16 protein-coding genes and 5 tRNA genes are annotated in these 22230 nt (G+C 59.6%); 13 read left to right on the forward strand and 8 right to left on the reverse strand.

What is annotated here, in order from left to right; genetic code table 11:
• Positions 1 to 3: 3 nt before the first annotated feature.
• The 6 genes from ACZYTD_RS12875 to orn form a co-directional block, all read right to left on the reverse strand.
• A tRNA-Gly gene (locus ACZYTD_RS12875) sits at positions 4 to 79 on the reverse strand.
• Between the two features lie 40 nt (positions 80 to 119).
• Positions 120 to 195 (reverse strand) — tRNA-Gly (locus tag ACZYTD_RS12880).
• 36 nt (positions 196 to 231) lie between these two features.
• Positions 232 to 307: transfer RNA gene (locus ACZYTD_RS12885), tRNA-Gly, on the reverse strand.
• 17 nt (positions 308 to 324) lie between these two features.
• Positions 325 to 400, reverse strand: a tRNA-Gly gene (locus ACZYTD_RS12890).
• A 27-nt stretch (positions 401 to 427) separates the two neighbouring features.
• A tRNA-Gly gene (locus ACZYTD_RS12895) sits at positions 428 to 503 on the reverse strand.
• A 121-nt stretch (positions 504 to 624) separates the two neighbouring features.
• On the reverse strand, positions 625 to 1170 hold the full coding sequence (gene orn, locus ACZYTD_RS12900) for an oligoribonuclease (protein WP_463892582.1): 546 nt from the start codon (positions 1168 to 1170) through the stop codon (positions 625 to 627).
• 81 nt (positions 1171 to 1251) lie between these two features.
• Here orn and rsgA point away from each other — a divergent pair, with 81 nt between their 5' ends.
• From rsgA to ACZYTD_RS12965, 13 genes are all read left to right on the forward strand, one after another.
• Entirely contained in the window at positions 1252 to 2286 is a 1035-nt protein-coding gene (gene rsgA / locus ACZYTD_RS12905; protein ID WP_463892583.1) for a small ribosomal subunit biogenesis GTPase RsgA, read from the forward strand.
• Positions 2287 to 2320: 34 nt separating this feature from the next.
• Positions 2321 to 3181: an archaetidylserine decarboxylase gene (gene asd, locus ACZYTD_RS12910; RefSeq protein WP_463892584.1), complete on the forward strand. Its 861-nt coding sequence runs from the start codon at positions 2321 to 2323 to the stop codon at positions 3179 to 3181.
• A 334-nt stretch (positions 3182 to 3515) separates the two neighbouring features.
• A complete protein-coding gene (locus ACZYTD_RS12915; protein WP_463892585.1) occupies positions 3516 to 5417 on the forward strand; it encodes a methyl-accepting chemotaxis protein in 1902 nt (633 codons plus the stop codon).
• Between the two features lie 465 nt (positions 5418 to 5882).
• On the forward strand, positions 5883 to 7658 hold the full coding sequence (gene frdA, locus ACZYTD_RS12920) for a fumarate reductase (quinol) flavoprotein subunit (protein WP_463892586.1): 1776 nt from the start codon (positions 5883 to 5885) through the stop codon (positions 7656 to 7658).
• A complete protein-coding gene (locus ACZYTD_RS12925; RefSeq protein WP_463892587.1) occupies positions 7651 to 8385 on the forward strand; it encodes a succinate dehydrogenase/fumarate reductase iron-sulfur subunit in 735 nt (244 codons plus the stop codon). The genes frdA and ACZYTD_RS12925 overlap by 8 nt, the downstream gene beginning before the upstream one ends.
• 4 nt (positions 8386 to 8389) lie before the next feature.
• On the forward strand, positions 8390 to 8791 hold the full coding sequence (locus ACZYTD_RS12930) for a fumarate reductase subunit C (RefSeq protein ID WP_463892588.1): 402 nt from the start codon (positions 8390 to 8392) through the stop codon (positions 8789 to 8791).
• A gap of 10 nt (positions 8792 to 8801) precedes the next feature.
• Positions 8802 to 9155, forward strand: a complete 354-nt coding sequence (gene frdD / locus ACZYTD_RS12935) for a fumarate reductase subunit FrdD (protein WP_463892589.1) — start codon at positions 8802 to 8804, stop codon at positions 9153 to 9155.
• 384 nt (positions 9156 to 9539) lie between these two features.
• Positions 9540 to 11351 (forward strand): DUF2138 family protein, encoded by a 1812-nt coding sequence (locus tag ACZYTD_RS12940; protein ID WP_463892590.1) that lies wholly within the window; start codon positions 9540 to 9542, stop codon positions 11349 to 11351.
• A complete protein-coding gene (locus tag ACZYTD_RS12945) occupies positions 11348 to 12016 on the forward strand; it encodes a DUF1175 domain-containing protein (RefSeq protein ID WP_463892592.1) in 669 nt (222 codons plus the stop codon). The genes ACZYTD_RS12940 and ACZYTD_RS12945 overlap by 4 nt, the downstream gene beginning before the upstream one ends.
• Positions 11950 to 16728: an alpha-2-macroglobulin family protein gene (locus tag ACZYTD_RS12950; protein WP_463892594.1), complete on the forward strand. Its 4779-nt coding sequence runs from the start codon at positions 11950 to 11952 to the stop codon at positions 16726 to 16728. Before ACZYTD_RS12945 ends, ACZYTD_RS12950 begins: the two co-directional genes overlap by 67 nt.
• A 1-nt stretch (position 16729) precedes the next feature.
• Positions 16730 to 18466, forward strand: coding sequence for a DUF2300 domain-containing protein (locus ACZYTD_RS12955; RefSeq protein WP_463892595.1), 1737 nt, complete (start codon positions 16730 to 16732; stop codon positions 18464 to 18466).
• 13 nt (positions 18467 to 18479) lie between these two features.
• A complete protein-coding gene (locus ACZYTD_RS12960) occupies positions 18480 to 19325 on the forward strand; it encodes a YfaP family protein (RefSeq protein WP_463892596.1) in 846 nt (281 codons plus the stop codon).
• Between the two features lie 162 nt (positions 19326 to 19487).
• Complete coding sequence (locus ACZYTD_RS12965) at positions 19488 to 20531, forward strand: GMP reductase (protein WP_463892597.1); 1044 nt, start codon at positions 19488 to 19490, stop codon at positions 20529 to 20531.
• Positions 20532 to 20627: 96 nt separating this feature from the next.
• Here ACZYTD_RS12965 and ACZYTD_RS12970 read toward each other — a convergent pair whose 3' ends face one another.
• Together ACZYTD_RS12970 and yjeH are read right to left on the reverse strand one after the other, a co-directional pair.
• Positions 20628 to 20819 (reverse strand): hypothetical protein, encoded by a 192-nt coding sequence (locus ACZYTD_RS12970; RefSeq protein ID WP_463892598.1) that lies wholly within the window; start codon positions 20817 to 20819, stop codon positions 20628 to 20630.
• 100 nt (positions 20820 to 20919) lie between these two features.
• Entirely contained in the window at positions 20920 to 22191 is a 1272-nt protein-coding gene (gene yjeH / locus ACZYTD_RS12975; protein ID WP_463892599.1) for an L-methionine/branched-chain amino acid transporter, read from the reverse strand.
• Positions 22192 to 22230: the final 39 nt, after the last annotated feature.

Below are 22230 nucleotides of genomic sequence, written 5' to 3' on the forward strand. Positions count from 1 at the left end.
GATTGGAGCGGGAAACGAGACTCGAACTCGCGACCCCGACCTTGGCAAGGTCGTGCTCTACCAACTGAGCTATTCCCGCTTTAATGAGGTAATTGATTTACGCAGATCCTGTGAAGGATTGGAGCGGGAAACGAGACTCGAACTCGCGACCCCGACCTTGGCAAGGTCGTGCTCTACCAACTGAGCTATTCCCGCAACGTAAATCTCTTGTGATACCAACAAGTCCGGCGTTGGAGCGGGAAACGAGACTCGAACTCGCGACCCCGACCTTGGCAAGGTCGTGCTCTACCAACTGAGCTATTCCCGCAAACCGGAACTTGTGATTGGAGCGGGAAACGAGACTCGAACTCGCGACCCCGACCTTGGCAAGGTCGTGCTCTACCAACTGAGCTATTCCCGCATCACAAGGGTGTGTTAGAGAGAGTTTTGGAGCGGGAAACGAGACTCGAACTCGCGACCCCGACCTTGGCAAGGTCGTGCTCTACCAACTGAGCTATTCCCGCAATATGCTCTCTAGCACGGGAGCCGAATTATAAGGGCAGCTTGAGTGATTGCAAGGGCTTTTTATTCGTTCGCTCAAGAAGAGAGCAATCCACGAAGCGATTGCTCTTTTTTCCCGCAATATCAGATCTTGAAGACAGTTTCTCGATAGTATTTCAACTCGGCGATGGATTCGCGAATGTCATCCAGAGCCAGGTGGACGCCCTGCTTGTTAAAACCCTCCAGTAACTGGGGTTGCCAACGGCGCACCAGTTCCTTGATGGTGCTGACATCCACGTTGCGATAGTGGAAGAACTGCTCCAGCTCAGGCATATGCCGAACCATGAAGCGACGATCCTGCCCTATGCTGTTACCGCACAATGGGCTGCTCCGCTCCGGGACCCATTGCCGCAAGAAGGCCAGGCACTCAGCTGCGGCAGAGGCCTCATCGTATTGGCTGGCCTTAACACGAGCCACCAGCCCGGATTGGGTGTGAGTCCGGGTACACCAGTCGTCCATGGCCGCCAGCACGGCATCACTCTGATGCACGGCAATCACGGGCCCCTCGGCCAGCACAGTTAACTCCTTGTCGGTGACGATCACGGCGATCTCCAGCACCTTGTCGCTGTCGGGATCCAGCCCCGTCATCTCCATGTCAATCCAGACTAAATTTTGCGCATCTTGTGTCATCTTCACACCTTTGTGGGACAAGTCATCTCGCTCCCATGTATCATAAACGCTTAGCAGTCAAATTACGAAAGTGACGCACGCGTGACAAAAAAGAGCAAACTGAGTCATGGCCAGCAACGCCGGGTCAACGCCAACCAGACTCGACGCCTGAAAAAAGAGGCCCCCGAGGTGGATGAAAGCCTGCTGGGCGCCCCCCAGGAAGGGTTAGTCATCAGCCGTTTTGGCCAGCATGCCGACGTCGAAGCCGCCGATGGTACCGTTCATCGCTGCAATCTACGCCGCACGGTTGGCAGCCTGGTCACGGGTGACCGCGTAGTTTGGCGCCAAGGAGATCTCTCCTTGCATGGCATCTGCAGTGTGGTCGAGGCCGTGCATCCACGCCAAACCGTCTTTTCCCGCCCGGATTATTACGATGGCATCAAACCCGTCGCGGCCAACATAGATCAGATCGTCATCGTCTCCTCCGTGATGCCAGAGTTTTCCACCAACATAGTGGATCGCTATCTGGTGGCGACAGAGACCATGGAGATCCCGCCCCTGCTGGTGCTCAACAAGACAGATATGCTGACACCAGAGGCTCGCGCCGAACTGGAGCCTCATCTGCAACGCTATCGCCAGATTGGCTATGAAATCTTGCTGGTCAGCTGCGAAGATGAGAGTGGGCTCGATGAGCTCAAGGCGCACCTCAAAGACAAGATCAATGTCTTCGTCGGCCAATCCGGCGTAGGCAAGTCCACCCTGGTTAATGCCCTGATGCCCGAAGCCGCGGCCGTTACCGGCGATATTTCCGATGTTTCCGGGCTGGGGCAACACACCACCACGACGGCGCGTCTCTATCACTTCCCCAGTGGCGGTATCCTCATCGACTCCCCCGGCATCCGCGAGTTTGCCCTCTGGCATCTGGAGCCCGACCGCATCACCTGGTGTTTTGTGGAGTTCCGCCGCTATCTGGGCGGCTGCAAGTTCCGCGACTGCACCCATGGTGAGGATCCCGGTTGCCTCATCCGCGAGGCGGTAGAGAAGGGAGAGGTCAGCCTGGAACGCTATCAGAGTTATCATCGCATCCTCGACTCCATGGACGAGGCTCGCCCCGCCCGCGCCACCAAACGCGGATAACCCCTCTCATCAATCACTAGCAAGAGACCATCCCATGACCCTGATTGATATGCTGAAAATTGCTGGCCAATACTGCCTACCCAAACATGCCATTTCGCGCCTGGTGGGCAAGCTGGCCGCCGCCGAAGCAGGCACGCTGACCACCAAACTCATCCGTCTCTTCATCAACCGCTTTGGCATCGACATGAGTGAGGCCGAATTTGAAGACCCCGCCCACTACCCCAGCTTCAACGCCTTCTTCACCCGTAAGCTCAAACCCGGCTTACGCCCCGTGGTCAGCGACCCGAAGATCGCCGCCCTACCGGTCGATGGCTGCATCAGCCAGTTGGGGGACATCCAGCTTGGTCGCCTCATCCAGGCCAAGGGACACGATTTCAGTGCGCGGGAACTGCTGGGTGGCGATGCCGAGCTTGCCGCCCCCTTCCAGGGCGGCAAGTTTGCCACCATCTACCTCTCCCCCAAGGATTATCATCGTATCCACATGCCGCTCGATGGTGTATTGGAGAGCATGGTCTACATCCCCGGTGACCTCTTCTCGGTCAACCCATTGACCGCCAGCCATGTCCCCAACCTGTTTGCCCGCAATGAACGGGTAGCCTGTATTTTCCGCACCGAGATTGGCCCCATGGCCCTGGTGCTGGTCGGTGCCACTATAGTGGCCAGCATTGAAACCATCTGGGCGGGCACGGTTACTCCTCCCACAGGCCAGCAGGTGACGCGCTGGAATTATCAGGGCGAGCAGGCCATCACACTGCAAAAAGGGGAAGAGATGGGGCTGTTCAAGCTGGGCAGCACTGTCGTCTGTCTATTCGCTCCGGATGTGTTGGCATTCCATGAAGGGCTACAGCCGGGTAGTGAAACCCGGATGGGAGCCCCCTTCGCCAACCTGCTTTAAGTGAGAGAATGACCATCAAGGGTGCCGAAAGGCGCCCTTTTTTTTCATTACCACCACCCCATGCCTCATGCAGAAAACGGCGCTACTCTCATTTGGCCCGTAACACCTGGATCCCCCTACCTCTTGGCCGTTCTGCACTATAGTTTTGTTATGGGAATCCCCCTCATGTTCGCCCACAACGCATCACCTCGAACCATTAAAAATAGTGAGCTGCAGGCAATCAAAATCGCGCCACAGACTCAAGCCGAGAGAGCTAAAGAGCAGGGATAATCATTGAGACGCATTAGGAGCTGCACCGCAGCTCGAGGACAGCTGAATAACCAAGGATCGATCTATGAACCTGAATATTCGTCAAAAGCTGTTGCTGGCTCTGACCGTGCTCTTGCTGGTCACGGCAGGCCTACAGCAACTCTATACCCGCCACGCCCTCTCTGCCGCCGCTAACGAAGATGTCGCCCGTTTTGAAACCAGTGTCGCAGAGGTACAGATCAATGGCTTGAAGAACTGGTTGGATACCAGTGCCACCATAGTCAGCAGCACTAAGGTAGGGTTTGTCAGTACGGTCGAAGAGGAATTTGCAAAATCCAATAATGCCAAACACGCACTGCTCCAGGCCGCCAACTCGGGAAAGTTCGACATGATTTACGTCGGCACCAACAAGGGCGAGATGATAGTGTCGAATGATTGGAACGCGCCGGCGGGCTATGATCCTCGCCAAAGACCCTGGTATCAGGGCGCCATCGCCGCCAACCGCATGATGATCACCGCCCCCTATACCGATGCCGGCACAGGGCAATTGATCATCAGCATGGCCGAACCCTTTAAGCTCGACTCTGTTGAGGGGGTCATAGCTGGAGATATCAGCCTGCAGAGCCTGATCCAGAACGTCAACAGCATAGCCCAAGAGGGGGTCTATGGCCTGCTCACCGATGGCGATGGCAACCTGATCGCCCATAAGAATCCCGCCATGGCTCTCAAATCCGCCACGCAACTGGCCCCAGAGCTGACGAAGGATGAAATTCGCAACTTGGCCAACAGTGGTAAGCCCCGCACCATGCTGATCGATGGCAAGAACAGTATCGTCTACTTTGCCCCCATTCCCGGGTACGAGTGGTATTTTGGCCTGATCTATGACGAAGAAACTGCCTTCGCCGCCAATAACAGCCTGCTGAAACAATCTTTGTTGGCCACCATACTGCAGTTGCTGATTGTGGCCGGTGGTGCCGCCTATATCATCACCCTCTCCCTCAAGCCATTGAGTGCCATGGGTGATGCCGTGGCCGAGTTGGCCCAGGGCAATGGCGATCTGACCCGCCGTATCAAAATCCGTCGGGACGATGAGGTGGGGGCCGTGGCGCGTCAGATCAACCTCTTCATCGACATGCTGCATGGCATGATGAGTGCGCTAGCCGCCTCGGCCCGCGAGCTGGATGGTCAGGCCAAACAGTCCCACACCATGGCCAGTCATAACGATGAGAGCCTGGCCCGCCAGCAATCGGAGATCTCCCAGATCGCCACCGCAGTCCATGAGATGTCTGCCACCGCCACCGAGGTGGCCAGCAACGCCGAGCAAACCGCAGCGGCCGCCCACGCCTCGGCAGCCAGTTGTGATCATGGCAAACAGGTGATCATCAACAATCAAAGCTCCATCACCAATCTGGCAGGACAGGTCGAACAAGCCTCCAACATCATTCAAGAGCTGGAGAAAAATGCCCAGGAGATCAACACCATACTCTCCACCATTCAGGGCATAGCCGAGCAGACCAATCTGCTGGCGCTTAACGCCGCCATCGAAGCCGCCCGAGCCGGTGAACAGGGTCGCGGTTTTGCCGTGGTAGCCGACGAAGTGCGAGTGCTCTCCAAGCGCACTCACAGCTCCACCGTCGAGATCAGAGCCATGATCGAAACCCTGCAACGCAATACCCAGCAAGCGGTTCACACCATGCATCAGAGCCAGCAGCTGGCGCAAAATAGTGTGGCGGATGCTGGCAACGCCACCCTGGCGCTGGAGCAGATCACCCACTCCATCAGCGAAATTTCGGATATGGCCACGCAAATATCCAGTGCCGCCGAGGAGCAACGCGCCGTCACCGATGAGGTAGGACGCAACATCCAGGCCACCAAGGACGTCTCCGATGAACTGAGCCATGCGGCCAACAATGCCAACCAACTGGCCGAGCGATTAAAGATGATAGCTCTGCGGATCAACGAACAGGTCAACAACTTCCACGTCTAACCCCCGCCCCCAGCGTCGGCTATGCTGACGCTGGGTCTTTTTTTGGTGAGAAGATCGATGTCAGCTTTAAATTTGATGTAAAACAATGCGTTATGCTTGTTTATCCCGCAAAATCATACGGTTTACCCTAAGGTTCCCTTGCATCAGACAAAAAGAGAGTTGTTTCTCATTTTTGCAGCTCATAATTGCCTACAATTTTGCAACAATTCCGGCCTAGAGTTTGGAATCCAGAAGCAAGACCGATTCTGGCATGCTGGTAGCCGCTTCAGGGTGGGCAAAATAGGCAAGATGCGTCCCAAGACATTCCGTCATTAGATGCAGATAACTTAGCCTTCCACCCGAAGTGACAACACTAGTTCGGTGACTCACATTGGCTAGTCAGAGCCAGTCAACTGACGACTGCATGTGGGCATGTAGGCTCCTCAATATGGGGTACCTATCTATATTTTCCTCAAGGAGGCAGAAGTGGACATAATTAAGACCGATGTCGCGATTGTCGGCGCCGGTGGGGGTGGTTTGCGTGCGGCAATCGCCATCGCAGAGATGAACCCCTCACTCGATATCGCACTCATCTCCAAGGTCTATCCCATGCGCAGCCATACCGTGGCTGCCGAAGGGGGGGCTGCCGGAGTCGTTCGTGAAGACGACAGCCTAGAAAACCACTTCAACGACACCGTCTCCGGCGGTGATTGGCTGTGTGAACAGGACGTGGTGGACTATTTCGTCGAGAATTGCACCAAGGAGTTGGTGCAGCTAGAGCACTGGGGTTGCCCCTGGAGCCGTAAGCCCGATGGCAAGGTCAACGTGCGCCCCTTTGGCGGCATGAAGGTTCCTCGCACCTGGTTTGCCGCCGACAAGTCCGGCTTCCACATGCTGCACACCCTGTTCCAGACCTCCATCAAATACCCCTCCATCAAACGCTTCGATGAGCACTTCTGTCTGGATCTGCTGGTGGAAGAGGGGCGTGTTCAGGGCGTGGTCTGCTTTGACATCCAAAACGGCGTCACCCGCATGATCCAGGCCAAGTCGGTGATCATAGCCACAGGGGGGGGGAGCCGCGCCTATCGCTTCAATACCAACGGCGGCATTGTCACCGGAGACGGTATGGCCCTGGCCTACCGCCACGGTGTGCCACTCCGCGACATGGAGTTCGTCCAGTATCACCCGACCGGCCTGCCGGGTTGTGGCATCCTGATGACTGAAGGGTGTCGCGGTGAGGGCGGCATCATGGTCAACAAGGATGGTTACCGCTACTTGCAAGACTACGGCCTGGGCCCGGAAACCCCTATCGGCCAGACCAAAAACAAATACATGGAGCTGGGCCCCCGCGATCGCCTCTCCCAAGCCTTCTGGGGCGAGCAGCAAAAGGGACGTACCGTACCGACCCACCTGGGGGATGTGGTCTACCTGGATCTGCGTCATCTGGGTGCCAAGTATCTGGAAGAGCGCCTGCCCTTCATCTGTGAGCTGGCCAAAGCCTATGTGGGCGTAGACCCGGCCAAGGAACCCATCCCTGTGCGCCCAACCGCGCACTACACCATGGGCGGTATCGAAACCGATGGTAAGTGTGCCACTCGGATGCCAGGCCTCTATGCGGTCGGCGAGTGCGCCTCAGTAGGGATCCACGGCGCCAACCGCTTGGGCTCCAACTCCCTGGTGGAAACCGTGGTGTTTGGCAAGGTGGCCGGTGAAGAAGCCGCCAAGTTCGCCAGCAGTCACCCCCATGGCAATAGCGATGCCCTCTACAAGCAAGCTATGGCCTCCGTCGCCAAGGCCATGTCGTTGATGGAGGGCGATGGTACCGAGAGTGCTGCTGCCATCCGTAACGAGATGGGTGATGCTATGGAGAAAGGGGTTGGTATCTACCGTACCGAAGCCCTGATGCAAGAGACCATAGATAAGCTGGCCGAACTCAAACAGCGCTTCAAGAACGTGCGCATCAAGGACAAATCTTCGGTATTCAATACCGATTGGCTCTATGCCATCGAGTTGGGCTTCCTGCTGGATGTGGCCGAGTCTATGGCTCACTCCGCCATCGCCCGTAAAGAGTCGCGCGGCTCGCACCAGCGCCTCGATGGTTATGAGGAGCGGGATGACGTGAACTTCCTCAAGCACACGCTAGCCTTTCAGGGCAGCGAAGGGAGTCCGGTCATCGACTTTAGTCCGGTGAAGATCACCAAGTCACAACCAGCCAAGCGAGTCTATGGCGCCGCAGCAGATAAGGAGCCCAAACATGGCTGAGATGGTTATTGAAGTCCTGCGCTACCGCCCGGAAGAGGATGCCGAACCTTGGTGGCAAAGCTTTAAGGTGCCCTTCAGCCATGAGATGTCGCTGCTGGAAGCCCTCAACTACATCAAGGATGAACTGGATCAGACCCTGAGCTTTCGCTGGTCCTGCCGCATGGCCATCTGCGGCTCCTGCGGCATGATGGTCAATGGCGTGCCCAAGCTCGGCTGCAAAACCTTCCTGCGCGACTATCCGGCAGGCAAGATGAAGATTGAGCCCCTGGCCAACTTCCCTATCGAGCGGGATCTGGTGGTCGACATGAGCGACTTCATTGAGAAGCTGGAGAGCATCAAGCCCTACCTAATTCCGAAACAGAGTCGGGATCTGTGTGAAGGCGAATACCTCCAGACGCCAGCCGAACTGGAGAAGTATCGCCAGTTCTCCATGTGCATCAACTGTGGTCTCTGCTACGCCGCTTGCCCTCAGTACAAGCTGAACCCCTCCTTCACCGGACCAGCCGCCCTGGCCCTGTTGCATCGCTACAACAGCGACAACCGGGACGGCGGCAAGGCAGAGCGGATGAAGATCCTCAACCAGGAATCCGGGGTCTGGGGCTGTACCTTCGTCGGTGCCTGTTCAGATGTCTGCCCCAAAGGGGTCGATCCCGCTGCCGCTATCCAGTTAGGCAAGGTCGAAAGCAGCAAAGACTACGTGATTGCCATGTTCAAGCCGGGAGAATAAGGCCATGGATACCCAAAGCAAACGTAAACCCTATGTGCGCCCCGTCGAGAAGGGATGGTGGCTGAAGAGCCGTAGCCTCACCCTCTACATGGTGCGGGAAGGTACCAGTCTGTTTGTCTCCGCCTATGCGGTGATCCTGCTGGTAGGACTGCTGCGCTTAAGCCAAGGGCCCGTGCCCTTCGCTGGCTGGCTGGCCGCCCTCACCCACCCGCTAGCCATTATGTTCCACCTGGCTGTGCTGGCTGCTTGTCTGTTCCATGCCAAGACCTGGTTCGAGCTGGCCCCCAAGGCCATGCGGATCATGCGCGGTGAGGAGCTGTTCCCTGCCAAGCCCATCATCATGGCCCAGTACATCGCCCTCGGTGGGGTGTCACTGGTGGTACTTATCGTAGCGCTGGTCGCCTAAGGAGAAACTCATGCGACGTTCTGATGAACCCATCTACTGGGGTCTGTTTGGTGCTGGCGGCGTGGTCAGCGCCCTGCTGCTCCCGATTGTGGTGCTGATCACCGGCATTCTGGTGCCGATTGGCCTGCTGCCTGCCGATACCCTGAGCTACGACAAGATCCATGCCCTGGCCACCTCCTGGTGGGGCGCCCCGATCCTGCTGGCCCTGATCGCCCTGCCCATCTGCCATGGTATGCACCGCATCTATCATGGTCTGCATGATATCGGCATCCGCACCACCCGCTTGCATCACTACCTCTGCTACGGCTTTGCCTTCCTGGTCTCGGCCGCCGCCATGACCCTGCTGGTACAGATGGCCGGTTAACCCCAGGGGAACCGTAACTCCCTAAACTGACTTAGAGCCACTCCCAAACGAGTGGCTTTTTTTCGCCCCCGTTCTGGCTAATGCCAGTCAGTTAGCGAAGACGAGATAGCCTTTTGAGCCAACCGTTGGCGGTAGGAAAGCCGCCATCGAGCCCCCACGGAAGGGCGGCGAGTTGGCGAGAAATACTCTCTCGCCCGAATCTCTTCTATGACAAGCATTACCCCGCTCTGGCCCCTTTCTTACCAGCCATTTTCGCCACCTGACGCACATCTTCAGACGACTCCATTTGACCAATTGGCCTCTATCGACTACCTTGCAGGCCATTTGCTGCCAGGGGCGGTATTGCGGCTTACCTAGCAAGCCCATCTTCTCGGGGATACGTCATTGACCAGAACTCAAAAGTGGCTGCTTGTCGGCCTATTGCTGCTTACCACCCTCTCGGCTGCCACAGTACTGGGTGTTCGTTACTGGTTCAGTAGTCATCAAGGACCCAAGGCTGCCCTGGCTAATACCCTGATCCCCATCGATTTTTCCGAGCCGGATGCCCTGATCCAGAGCCAGAGCCTGGCACAACTGCCCCGGGATCTGCTCAAAGTCCCGCTACTGAAGGCCACGCTCACCGAAGAGTTTGCCTTCTACTACGAAGAGCAGGAGGCGCGCCTCTCCCTGGCTGGCACCCTGCGCCGCCTGGCCTATGAGCACGACCTGAATATTGGCGATCAGTTGATCCAGCAACTGCTGGCTAGCCCGGCTGAGCTGGCCCTCTGGCGCGGCCCCAACGGCAAGCTGGAATACTGGATGCTGACCCTAAAGCAGAACCTGGCCACACGTCTGCTGCAAAATCTGGCCACCCTGGCCCTGGACGATAGCCAGTTGAGCAAGCTAGGTGAGCTCAAGGTGGCAGGCCAAAGCGTCCCCCTCTATCTGCTGCACTATGGCTATCAGCATCAGCTGATCTTCGCCGCCCAAGGCGAACGCCTGGTGCTGCTCTCCGATCCCGGCATGTTGCTGGGCTTTGACCACCCCAAGGCGCCTCCTCAACCGGAGCCAGCACAAGCAGATGCAGTGGATCAGAGCACTGGCAACGAGGGCGCCAATGAGGAAATCCAAGAGTCACAAACGACGGCGCAATCCGAGCAGGAACCGCATCTGCTCACCGCACAACTGCACTGGCTAGAGCAAGCCCTGCAAGCGGAAGGCGAGCGCGTGGGTTATCAAGGGCTGCAACTGCAACCCCTGAAGCAGGGCCACAGCCTGGTGCTGGGAGCCAACTACCTCTCCTTTGGCTACCAACGCTTCTTCCCTGCCCTCCATGCCCTGCGTTTTGATTTCGATGGCAAGCAGTGGGCGAGCCAGGCCCTGCTCAATGACGCAGCCCTCAAGCAGCCTTGGAACAGTAGCCAATTGTGGCAGGCCATTCCCACATCGCCAGCCGCCTGCGCCAGCCTGCCTCTGGACTGGAGTGCCACCCAGACTCTGGCCAGCAAGTTGGCCCCCAAGCTGCAGGGACTCCCCCAGGCATTACAGAACCTGAAGGGGCCCATCGCCACCTGCTGGTATGAAAAATCACGCCTCGCCTCACCGCTGTTTGTCGCCCGGTTTGCAGATGAGCAACAGGCCGAGGCCGCAAGCCCAATTCTGGGCAAACTCTTCACACAGATCATTGGCGCCAGCGAGTTTGTGCGGGGCGATCGCTTCCCCGTGCAAGAGCAAGCACTGACCGCTGGCCACTACTGGAAGCGCGTGGTCAGCGCCCGCTATGGCAGCCAACTGGCCGGCGACGAAGCCTTCAAGCCACAGCTCAGCTCAGCCCGTTACTTCCCCGTTACCCTGGCGGTCAGCGGCCCCTACCTCTTCTTCTCCCCCGATGGCAATCTGGTGGAGCAAGCGGTGGCGGTGCAAGAGAAGCGCTATCCCGCCCTGGCCGATGATCTGAGCGCCCCCGAGCTACTGGTGGCCACGCTCACTCCAGCCAACCTGGCCTCCCTCATGGAGCGGGAGATGTACGCCTCCCTGCCCGGCCAGGAGGAGCCACTGTTTCGTGCCGCCGCCAAGAATTATCTGGCCCCGCGCCTGAAAACCCTGGCCAGCTATCCGCCCCTGCGGCTGAGTCTGCGTCAGGTGCCGGGGGGTGGCGTCCTGCCTTTGGGCAGCGGCCGTCACTGGGAACCTCTTGATATCCAGTTTGCAAAATGAGTTACACGCCAAGTCGCTGGGTGTTGGCTGGGTGCCTGCTGCTCGGCTCCCTGCTCACGCCAACGGCCAGGGCTCTGGAGGGACTGGAGCCCGCCACCCAACTCCAGTTGGACGCCGAGCAGTCCCGGCTGTTTCGCGCCTGGATGGTACGCATAGTCGATGAGCAGGTGCGTCGCCCTTCGCCGCGCTGGCAACACAGGGATTGCGCCGGCCTGGTGCGGTTTGCGGTAGATGAAAGCCTGCGTGAACATGATGCCCGCTGGCAACGCGCCAGCGGGCTGGATCCGCAGACACTACCGCCGCCCCTCACACTCAGCGTTGAGCAACAGCAACTACGCCAGAATTGGCGGGATATAGATGGCCAGAGCAAGGCATTTGTTACCGCCCAGGCCCTGGTGCAGGAAAATAGCCAGTTTATTGGCAAGGATCTGAACCAGGCCGAACCTGGCGATCTGCTCTTTTTTGATCAGGGCGACGAACAACATCTCATGGTCTGGATGGGCAGCTATATCGCCTATCACACAGGCCGGGTTACGCCGCAAGACCCAGGTCTGCGTGCGGTTACGGTTCAACAACTCATTCAATGGAAGGATTCCCGGTGGCAACCCATTGGCAACAACCCCAATTTTATCGGACTCTTTCGGCTGGGCTTCTTGTCACGTTAAGTGGCCTGGCCTGCCTCTCCTCAGCCTGGGCTGAGGAGAGTGCCACCCCGGATGAGCAGCGCGAACAGTTGGCTCAGAGCCAGCCCAGCCTGCAACCTGTACCCGGCAGTAACTACTCGCCGCTGACCGGCTCCACCTTCTATCTGCTCAGCAACAGCAGCTATGGCAGCCAGGAGGAGGCCAAGGTGCGCCTGGAGGCCAATGCCCGTGAGCAATATTATCTGGAGCAGTATGGCGGTGCCGATGTGCGCCTCTACCGCATCAATGATCCCCTCGCCTTCCTCAAGGGGCAGAAAAACCTGCACCGTATCAGTGTGGCAGGAGCATACCGGGGTGACGGGGTGGCCAATACCCTGAGTTATCTTTGGGACTCTTGGTACAAGGGCTCCCGCCGCTCCTGGCAGCGCCTGCTCAATAGCGACAGTCGCGCCCTGGCCACCCAGCAGGCCCCGGAACTCAGCACCAGTGGCAACATAGATCTGCCCACCCGCTATGAGGCGCCCACTCCCTACGCCCCCCTCAAGAGCCTGCCGCTCATCAGCCAATTCCGCTACCCCATCTGGCAAGCCAAGGGCATAGAGCCGCCCAAAGGAGTCAAACTCGAAGGCAGCAGCAGCGAGTTCACGGCCCCCCGTCCGGGCAACGTCCTCATTCCCCTGGGCAAGCAGGCCCCGGGCCTCTATCTGGTGGAGGCCATCATAGGCGACCACAGAGCCACCACCCTGCTCTTCGTCTCCGACAGTGTGGTCATCAGCAAGATAGCGGGCCACCAGCTACTGGCCTGGAGCGTGGATCGCCAAACCGGCAAGCCACTGGCTAACACCCAGCTTCTCTGGAGCGATGGCACCGGCACCCTGCAAAGCCGCCAGAGCGACGCGCAAGGGATCGCCCTGTTTGAGCACCAAAGCCCGGAACATAGCTACCTGCTGGCCCGGGATGCGCAAGGCGGCCTCACCATCTCCGAGAACTTCTATTACGATAGTGAGATCTACAACACCAAGATCTACGCCTTCACCGACCGCCCCATGTATCGCCCTGGCGATAGGGTGAATATGAAGTTCTATGGCCGTAACTTCACCAGCGCCCGGGACTCCCAGGCCGTGGCCGACAGCGAGCTGGAGCTGGAGATCATAGACCCGGCCGGCATACCGCTACTCAAGCAAAAGAGTCCCTGGCGCGCCACGCAGGGTGCCGACTTGAGCTTCACCCTGCCCGCAGATGCTCAAGCCGGAGGCTACGAAGCCCACTTCAGCCACGGCGAAGATCACTACAGTGCCGCCTTCCGGGTGGCCGAATATGTGAAGCCCCATTTCGACATTCAACTGGTGCTGGATAAGCCCAGTCACAAGACGGGGGAAGCCATCAAGGGGCAGTTACAACTGCGCTATCCCAATGGTGATCCGGTCAAACAGGCCGCCGTCACCTTGAGCCTGCGCGCCCAGAAACTGAGCATGGTTGAGGGTGATCTGAGCTACAGCGCCCTATTCCCGGTCAAGCTGCAGCAGCAGGAGCTCAAGAGCGATGAGGCTGGCAACCTGGCCTTCGAACTGCCCGCCGCCAAAGAGCCCAGCCGCTATGTGCTGACCCTGCTGGCCAACGACAGCGCCGCCTGGCGCGTCAAGAGCAGCCGCGAGATCCTGATCGAGCGGGGCATGACCCCCTATCAACTCACCTCAGCTCGCCAATTTAGCTCACCCGGCGAGAGCATCACCTTCGACTGGCAAGCTCAAGCCAATAACAGCAGCAGCGCCGCCATCGACTCAGTGCCGAGCCAGTATCAGCTGCTGCGCCTGGAGGATCGCACCCGCGAAAGTGGCACCCTGGCCGCCGGGGCAAACTCGCTGGATCTGTCCCCGAGCCGCTCCGGCTCCTATACCCTGTCGCTACTGGATGCCGAGGGTAACCTGTTGGCCGCCACCAACCACTGGGTCTCAGGTGAGGGGATGAAGGCCGCGCCCGGCGCCATTGAGGTGCGCTTTGACAGACGTAGCTACCAGGCCGGTGATGAGGCCCAGGCACTCATCACCTTCCCCAGCCCGGTCAGCGAAGCCCTGCTCACCCTGGAGCGGGACAAGGTAGAGCAGCAGGGGCTGCTAAGCCAGACCGGCAGTTGGTACAAGGCCAAGCAACTCTCGCCGACCCAATGGCAGGTGGCGATCCCGGTGAGTGAAGCCTATGCCCCCAACATGACCTTCTCTGTGCTCAATGCCCAACAGGGAGAGTACCTGTTCCGCAATGCCGGCCTGAAAGTGGCGCAACCCCAGGTGGCGCTCACCCTCCAGAGCGACAAGCCCAGCTACCAGCCGGGTGACAGAGTAGAGATCAGCATCAAGAGTCAGGTAGGAGAGAGCCCGGTGGCGGCCGCCCTCAGCGTCAGCGTGGTGGATGAGATGGTCTACCTGCTGCAACCCGAGTTGGCACCTAACATCCACGACTTTTTCTACCACCCACGCCGCAATAACGTGCGCACCAGCTCCAGCATCAACTTCATCGCCTATGACATGTCCCTGCCCTATCAGGCTCAGGGAGGTAACGGGCGCCGCTTCAACGAGCGAGGGGTCAAGATGCTCGAACGTCCTCGCCGCGATGAGAAAGATACGGCCGCCTGGTTCCCGAACCTGCAGAGTGACGCCCAAGGCAATGCCAAACTGAGCTTCATCATGCCCGACTCCCTGACGCGCTGGCGCATCACGGTACGCGCCATGACAGCCGATGGCGTCGTCGGCCAGGCCCAGAGCCATCTGCTCTCGGATAAACCCTTCTATGTGAAGTGGACCGGACCAACACGCTTCCGCCATGGGGATAAGCCCCAAGTCGAGTTGGTGGCTTTCAACCACCAAGCGGCAGCGAAGGCGGAGGAGGCCAAGGTGACACTGGAGGGCGCGGTCGCCCCCCAGGAGCAGAGCCTGACGCTAAAACCGGGCGCCAACTACCTGAGCCTGCCCTTGAATGAGCTGCAAGGGGGGGAAGTCACTACCCGCTTACAATCCAATCAGGGTGTACTGGATAGCCAAGTCAGCCAGTTAGATCTGCTGCCCCTGGCCTGGCCCGGCCTGCGTCAACAGAGCCTGAGCGTCAGCGGCGGCAGCGCCACCCTGACACTGCCCCCCGATGCCAGCCAGCTCACCCTGACCCTGCAACCGGAAGGGCGCAGCGCCTTCCTGCGGATCATGGATGAGCTCATCGCCTACCCCTATGGTTGTCTGGAGCAGACGGCCAGCCACCTCATCCCCTTGAGCCTGGCCTATGGCCTGCTGAGCGAGCCCGAGATCAAGGAGCAGGTGCGAGGCGAGCTGCTCAATCACAGGCTGCGCCTGGTGCAGATGGCCGGCATAGATGGCAGCTTCGGCTGGTGGGGCAACCAGAGCCAGGGCTCCCTGCTGCTGAGCAGCTACGCCTACTATGCCGACTGGCGCACCAGCCGCGCCCTGGGGCTCAACCTGCCCGAAGGGCAAGGCGATGCACTGCTCGGCCTCTACCAACAATATGCCACCGAGGCACCCGTGCTGCACCGCATGCTGGCCCTCTGGTGGATGGACAAGATGGGACTTCCCATTGAGACCCTGTTGCAAGGTGCCGATAGCGAGTTGGGTAAAGCGCTGGAAGCAGCCCAGAGCGACTCGACTTCGGCCGACACCGCTGTGGTCACCACGGCCGAGGTCGAACAACCGGTCGCCGAGGAGGCAGCCACAGCACAGGAAGCCGCACCGGCAACCAAGGCTGTGTTTTCGCCGGAGGCTAATCCGCAGACAGCAAGTGACAGTCTGGTGATGAGCGCCCCCAATAGCCCCCAAGGCTTGAGTGCGGCACTACTGCTTAGCAGCAGCCTGCATCTGGGCCACAAGAGCCCGCAGCCTGAGCCCCTGCGCAGCTTGCTCATTAGCCAACTGCCCAGCCTGCAACAGAGCCAGGATCCGCTGCTGCAGAGCCTGCTGCGTCAGCAGGGGATGGGCAATCCGGCTCTGAGTCTGGAGCAACTGCTGGCTCAGATCACCCCCCAGAGCCCCACCCTGGAGCGAGCCATCATCCTCACCCTGCTCGAGGCAGAAGCCAAGCCCAGCATGAGCTCAGTCAGCACCTTGCGTCCCAGCGGCGCCTGGAAGGCCAAGACGCTGGCCAGCGGCCAGCAGATCTGGCGCTGGCGCGGCAAGGGGCTACCGACCCAGCTGACGATTCCGGGAGCCGAAGCACAGAGCCTCAATGCCGAGCTGAGTTACCAAAGCGGCCAGGATGAACAACCGACGCTCCCTGTGACGCTAGAGCGCAAACTCTATCGCCTGGAGCCCCTGGACGATGGCAAGGGCTTCGATGCCAAACCGGTGGCCCATGATGAGACGATCCTGAGCAATGGGCTCTATGTGGATGAGATCACCCTCACCCCAAGCGAGTCACAACCGCTGCGTTTTGGTTTGCTGGAGGTGCCGCTTCCCCCTGGCGCCAGTGTTGAGCCCTCCACCTGGGGAGTCAACATCAGCAATCTGGGCGGTAATGCCGAGCCTCTGAGCTTTGCCCACGATGAGTACAACGAAGGCGATCTCTCCTATCAAGTGCCCATCCCTGAGCTGAAGGAGCCCAAGGTGGTGCGCCAACTGCTGCGCTTTGCCGAGCGCGGCGAGTTCAACCTCCCCGCCAGCCGTTACTTCCGCATGTATCAGCCCGGAGCCAAGGCGATGACGGATCAGGGCCAGCCCAGCCATTGGCGCGTGGAATAAGATGCATACCGGCGCTCACCTTGCCCGGCGGTTACTGCTGCTCCTGCCCCTATGGGGCGGGAGCGTGCTGGCTGCCGAGTCAGGAGAGCGGGGGGCAGCCATCACAGATCAGTTGGTACTGGGAACAGCAGAGCGCGTCACCAATGTATCGAGCCATGAAAGTCAGCCCAGGTATTGGCAAGGCAGCCAGTGGTCCAGCAGCCAGCCGCTCCCCGAGCAGTTGCAGACACCGCTGGGCAGCCTATGGAAGCTCTTCGTCTACAGCTACCTGACGGCCACCCAAGCCAAGGAGCCCCCCCTGCGCTGTGAAGGCAAGGAGCGCGAGGAGGTCTACTGCTGCGATCCCGGCGAGAGCATTGACAGAGAGCAGGCCCTCATCCGCTCCTGTGGCCTCTACTTTGCCCCTAAGCGGCTGGGGATCCCCCCAGGAGCGTGGCAGAACTACTGGCAAGGAGTGCAGGCACCAGGCTGGCTCTATCCCCTGGCACAGCTGAACGAAGCTCGCACAGTGCGAGTTGCCGAGCTGCTACAGGCGCTAGCCGCCATACCCCCAAAGATCCGCCAGATAGCGGGCAACACCTTGAGTGAAGTGCTGCTGCAGGGGCGCGGCAAGGGCGGAGTCGGTGAGCTCGGCACCCTGCTGCGCATCAAGAGCTTTACCATGCCGCTCCCGACCCGTGCCACTATGGGCGGCGGAGCCGGGTGGAGCGATAATGGCACCCCGCTCTGGTTTGCCGGTCAAGGCAGCAGTAGTCAGGTCATCACCCGCTTGGCACCCCGTCTGGCCGCACGGCTGCAGCAAGAGCCCGCCCCTAACAACCAAGAGTGCGTACAAGTGCACTTCTTTGCCCGCTATCCCCTGCAACGCATAGAGCAGTGGGAAGGGGGTCAGATGGAGAGTAGCCAGGCAGTCAAGCCCGGGCCATTGCAGGGGCACTATCGCCTCACCTTCGCCAAGGGGAACCAGTTGGAGTGGCAGGCCACAGGGGCCACCTTCTGGCTGGAGCAGGCCTCAGGCCAGCCGCCGACGATCTGGGGGCGGCTAAACCAGGATGAGTATGTGGCTCGAGTCGTAGACAGGGAGGGAGAGGCCCAACAGCGCCAAGCGGCGCGCGCCCTGGCCGTGGCGGCCCGAAGCTATCTGCTGCAGGAGGCCAGCCATCAGGGCAGTTGCCTGCAGCTGGCCGACAGCTCTCGCTATCAGCGGGTCTCGCCCCAGCCCCCCTCACGTCTGGCCCAAGAGGCCGCACGCGCCACGGCCGGGCTGGCACTGAGCGATGTGGCGGTGCGCTATCACTCGCAAAAATCGGCGCCCAATCGGCTCAGTTGGCAGCAAGCCGTAGCGTGGCAGCAGGAGGGGCTCGATTTTGTCGCTATCCTGGCCCGGGCCTACCCGCAGAGCCACCTGCAACTGGCTGGCAGCCGTAGTGCCACCGCCTGCCAGCCCCTGACCTCGAGCCAATTCTGGTTGCAGCATAACCAGAGCCTATGGCGTAAACGCCTGCAACAGGAGCCTGGCTTTGAGCCCGTCACGCCAACACTCTGCCTGCTCAAGCAGGGGCGTCCCTATGCCGACAAGCAACAGCAGCGCATCTATGTGCGCCCGAGCCCCAATCAGGAGGGGCGCATCGCCCTGACCCACGAATACCTGCATCTGGCCTTTGCCCACCACCCCAGTGGCGAAGACGAAACCTATATCGAACAGTTGGCGCGTAGCCTGGTTCGCGGCGAAGAATAGTACGAGGTGAAGAATGAAAAGGATGTCACAAGCCACTCCGCTGGCTCTACTGCTGCTCAGCAGCCTCTCCTTCCTGGCTCAAGCCGGCGAGATCGAGCTGGATAACCCTCAGGGGGGCTGGCGCGGTGGCAAGGGGGATGCTGAGCACAACGGTTACCTGCAGCAGGTTCACTACCCGGCCAATTCGGTGAACAGCGCGCCAGAGCAGGGCAAGGAGAGCCTGATCCGCGGCCATATCAAACTGACACCCAAAGCCAGCCGCCAGGCGAAGAACGCCGCTTCAGCGGCGGCAGCCACCACGACGGCCTCGCCCCCCAAGCCCTATACCCTGGTGGTCAACGGCATCGCCATGCCCCAACGCATCGAAGAGGATGGCAGCTTCTCCCGCCCCTACGCCTTTACCGCGGGTAGCAACAGCGTAGAGCTGCGCTCTCCGGATGGCAGTCAACGCAAACGGGTCCAGTTCTACGATGTGCAGAGCGGTCAGCAACGCCCCAAGCTGCGGGTCCTGCTCGCCTGGGACAGTGACAATACGGATCTGGATCTGCATGTAATCACCCCCAAGGGCGAGCACCTCTACTACGGTAACCGGGTGCTGGAGAGTGGCGGCGCCCTGGATGTGGATGTGACCACTGGCTATGGCCCGGAGATCTTCTCCTCGCCCGCCCCGGAACCTGGCCCCTACCTGGTCTACGTCAACTACTTTGGCAGTAGCGAGGAGGAGGCAAGCATCATCACCACAGCCCAGATCACTGTGGTCACCAACGAGGGTGAAGTCGATGAGCAACAGCAGAGCGTTCAGGTTCCGCTGCGCAAAGCGGGGGAACTCACACTGGCCCACAGCTTCATCCTTCCCTGATGAGGACAATGCTCGGGAAATGCCCGCCAAAATAGGGAAAAGATGTGATTTATCCCGCTTGTCCTCAGGGAGGATCGGGCTAGAATGTTGAAAACCGGAGGGCTCCACCCCCTCCGGTTTTTTTGTGCCTGCCATTTTGGTTCAATTGAAAAGGAACACGCCATGCGTATCGAAGAAGACTTGAAACTCGGGTTCAAGGACGTGCTCTTTCGCCCCAAGCGCTCCACGCTGAACAGTCGCTCACAAGTACAATTGGAGCGGGAGTTCAGCTTCCGCCACGCCCAGTGTCGCTGGAGCGGGGTGCCGATCATAGCCGCCAATATGGATACAGTAGGAACCTTTTCCATGGCGCAAGTGCTGGCCGGTTTCGAGATGATGACGGCCATACATAAACACTACACGGTCGAGCAGTGGCAAAACTTCGTCGCCCAACAGGATGAGCGCGTCTTACGCCACGTCATGGTCTCTAGCGGAACCTCATCCACCGACTATGAGAAGGTGAAGGCCATACTGGCTCTCTCCAGCCAGCTGCGTTTCATCTGTGTCGACGTGGCCAATGGCTACGCCGAGCATTTTGTCAGCTTCGTCAAAAAGATGCGGGAAAGCTTTCCTCAGCATGTGATCTGTGCCGGCAACGTGGTCACAGGCGAGATGGTAGAGGAGCTGATCCTCTCGGGAGCTGACATGGTCAAGGTGGGCATAGGCCCAGGCTCGGTCTGCACCACGCGGGTCAAGACAGGGGTTGGCTATCCGCAGCTCTCGGCCATCATAGAGTGTGCCGATGCCGCCCATGGCCTGGGGGGCCAGATCATAGGTGACGGCGGCTGCACCGGCCCAGGGGATGTCGCCAAGGCCTTCGGTGGCGGCGCCGACTTTGTCATGCTCGGCGGCATGCTCGCCGCCCATGATGAGAGTGGTGGCACCCTGATCGAACGCAACGGCAAAACCTTCATGCAGTTCTACGGCATGAGCTCAGCCTCGGCCATGGCCAAACATGCGGGCGGTGTGGCCGAATATCGCGCCTCGGAGGGCAAGACAGTCGAACTCCCCTTCCGCGGTCCAGTCGAACAGACGGTGCGGGACATCTTGGGCGGCGTGCGATCCACCTGCACCTATGTAGGGGCCAGCACCCTCAAGGAGTTGACCAAGCGCACCACCTTCATCCGGGTCCATGAGCAGGAGAATAACGTCTACGGCAAGGAGTAAGTTGCTGCCAGCAACAACGAGATAGGGAAAAGGGAGGCATAATGCCTCCCTTTTAGCGACTCACACGTTCATCAGGAGTAGGCCATCGGGCTTCCGTTAGACGTGGATGTCGATATTACTGCCCAGGCTACCAGAGGCAGAGGACGATGGTGTTGTGCTCTGAACGGATTGCACCGCCCCTTGCAACAACTCCAACGCGGCCTTGCCTTGAGCTTCCTGTTGTTTCTTGCTCAGGGAGGCAATCATCGCCTCCTGACCATAGCTTGCAGTTGAACCGGTCACATTCATATAGACACCCTCCTGTCCACTTACTGTATCGGCCGGGCTTGAGCCTACTTTAGTGATTTATTTTTCAGCAGAACCACTTACCTCTCACACTCCAGCCAATTCAACCCGTTAGCACATCGGCCTGCCGCCGTTGCCGATAGCAGGAGAGCGCAGCCAACAGCAGGTAACCCGTCCCCAGCAGCAGGGCATAGAGGGCTTGCTCAGCCAGGGCGAGGAGTACCACCAGACAGAGCAGGCTGCTCACCCCCGCCAGATAACGGCCAACCCCTGGCAGCAGACGCCAGCCGGCTAGCATGCTCAGCAGATAGACCAGCACGAAGTTACCGTTGGCATAACGGATCAATTGATCCAGAGAGAGCCCGGCCCACAGGCTGAGGCTAGTAGCCAGCAAACTGACGCCGACCACACAGAGTAAAGCGCGCACCGGTGCCCCGCGAGCCGAGCGTTTGGCCAACGGCTTGGGTAGTTTACCCTCCTCCGCCATGCTCCAGATGAGACGGGCAAAGCCCTGAAGATAGATATTGATACTGGCAAAGCAGGAGAGATAACCCAACACGGCGGCGGCTATCTTGGCCGATGGGCCAAACAGCAGAGCCAACAGGCTCGGAATGGCGCTGCCATTCTTGGCCGGGGTGCCATACAGGCCAAACTTTAAGACCGCTACCGAATGAGCCCAGTAGATGCAGCCGGCCAGCAGAAGCCCAAACAGTAGCGCCAAGGGGTAATCCCGCCTGGGGTTCTTGAACTCCTCCCCCATATGGGCGAAGGCTTCCAGCCCGACGAAACACCAGAACATCACAGCCAGAGCACTGGCCAGGGGCGGCAGTTCGGTCACGCTCGGCAGGGGCACCCAACCCTCGTGCCAACTGATATGGCCTTGCCACCAGATGAGCAGGGTTAACCCGACTATGGCCAGGGCAATCAGCAGTTGCAAGTTGCCAGAGGAGCGCGCCCCGCGCATGCCTAGCAACAAGACCCCAAGCAAGGTGCCAGCCTGCACCGCCCACAAGCTCCCCGCCTCCATCACAAACAGGGCATGCCAGAAACCCGCCGCCATATTTAACGCCGCAGGCAAGCCCACAGGCAACACGGCCAAGAACATGAAGGCGGTAAAGCGCTCGGCGCGGGCACCAAAGGCCAGACCGATCAGATGAGGCGCGCCACCGGCGTGAGGATAACGTCGGCCGAGACGTGCGAAGGTAAAGGCGATGGGCAACACCAGCGCCAGCAACAACACCCAAGCCCACAGGGAACTCGCCCCGGCCAGGCTGGCGGCCGAGGCCGGTACCACAAAAATCCCGGTACCCAGCAGGGAGGTAGCCAATAATCCCATGCCCTGCAACAACCCCAACTCCTTCTTCAGCCTAGCCATGAAGCTCATCCGTGCGAAAATTTTCCGCTATGGTAAGCC

The organism is Pseudaeromonas sp. HNCC25DJ180 (genome assembly GCF_055413345.1).

What these genes read in the sequence shown, in the direction of transcription:
- orn (WP_463892582.1), bottom strand. Translation starts at nt 1,170, where the DNA reads ATGACACAAGATGCGCAAAATTTAGTCTGGATTGACATGGAGATGACG.
- asd (WP_463892584.1), top strand. Translation starts at nt 2,321, where the DNA reads ATGACCCTGATTGATATGCTGAAAATTGCTGGCCAATACTGCCTACCC.
- ACZYTD_RS12915 (WP_463892585.1), top strand. Translation starts at nt 3,516, where the DNA reads ATGAACCTGAATATTCGTCAAAAGCTGTTGCTGGCTCTGACCGTGCTC.
- ACZYTD_RS12925 (WP_463892587.1), top strand. Translation starts at nt 7,651, where the DNA reads ATGGCTGAGATGGTTATTGAAGTCCTGCGCTACCGCCCGGAAGAGGAT.
- ACZYTD_RS12930 (WP_463892588.1), top strand. Translation starts at nt 8,390, where the DNA reads ATGGATACCCAAAGCAAACGTAAACCCTATGTGCGCCCCGTCGAGAAG.
- frdD (WP_463892589.1), top strand. Translation starts at nt 8,802, where the DNA reads ATGCGACGTTCTGATGAACCCATCTACTGGGGTCTGTTTGGTGCTGGC.
- ACZYTD_RS12945 (WP_463892592.1), top strand. Translation starts at nt 11,348, where the DNA reads ATGAGTTACACGCCAAGTCGCTGGGTGTTGGCTGGGTGCCTGCTGCTC.
- ACZYTD_RS12955 (WP_463892595.1), top strand. Translation starts at nt 16,730, where the DNA reads ATGCATACCGGCGCTCACCTTGCCCGGCGGTTACTGCTGCTCCTGCCC.
- ACZYTD_RS12960 (WP_463892596.1), top strand. Translation starts at nt 18,480, where the DNA reads ATGAAAAGGATGTCACAAGCCACTCCGCTGGCTCTACTGCTGCTCAGC.
- ACZYTD_RS12965 (WP_463892597.1), top strand. Translation starts at nt 19,488, where the DNA reads ATGCGTATCGAAGAAGACTTGAAACTCGGGTTCAAGGACGTGCTCTTT.
- ACZYTD_RS12970 (WP_463892598.1), bottom strand. Translation starts at nt 20,819, where the DNA reads ATGAATGTGACCGGTTCAACTGCAAGCTATGGTCAGGAGGCGATGATT.
- yjeH (WP_463892599.1), bottom strand. Translation starts at nt 22,191, where the DNA reads ATGGCTAGGCTGAAGAAGGAGTTGGGGTTGTTGCAGGGCATGGGATTA.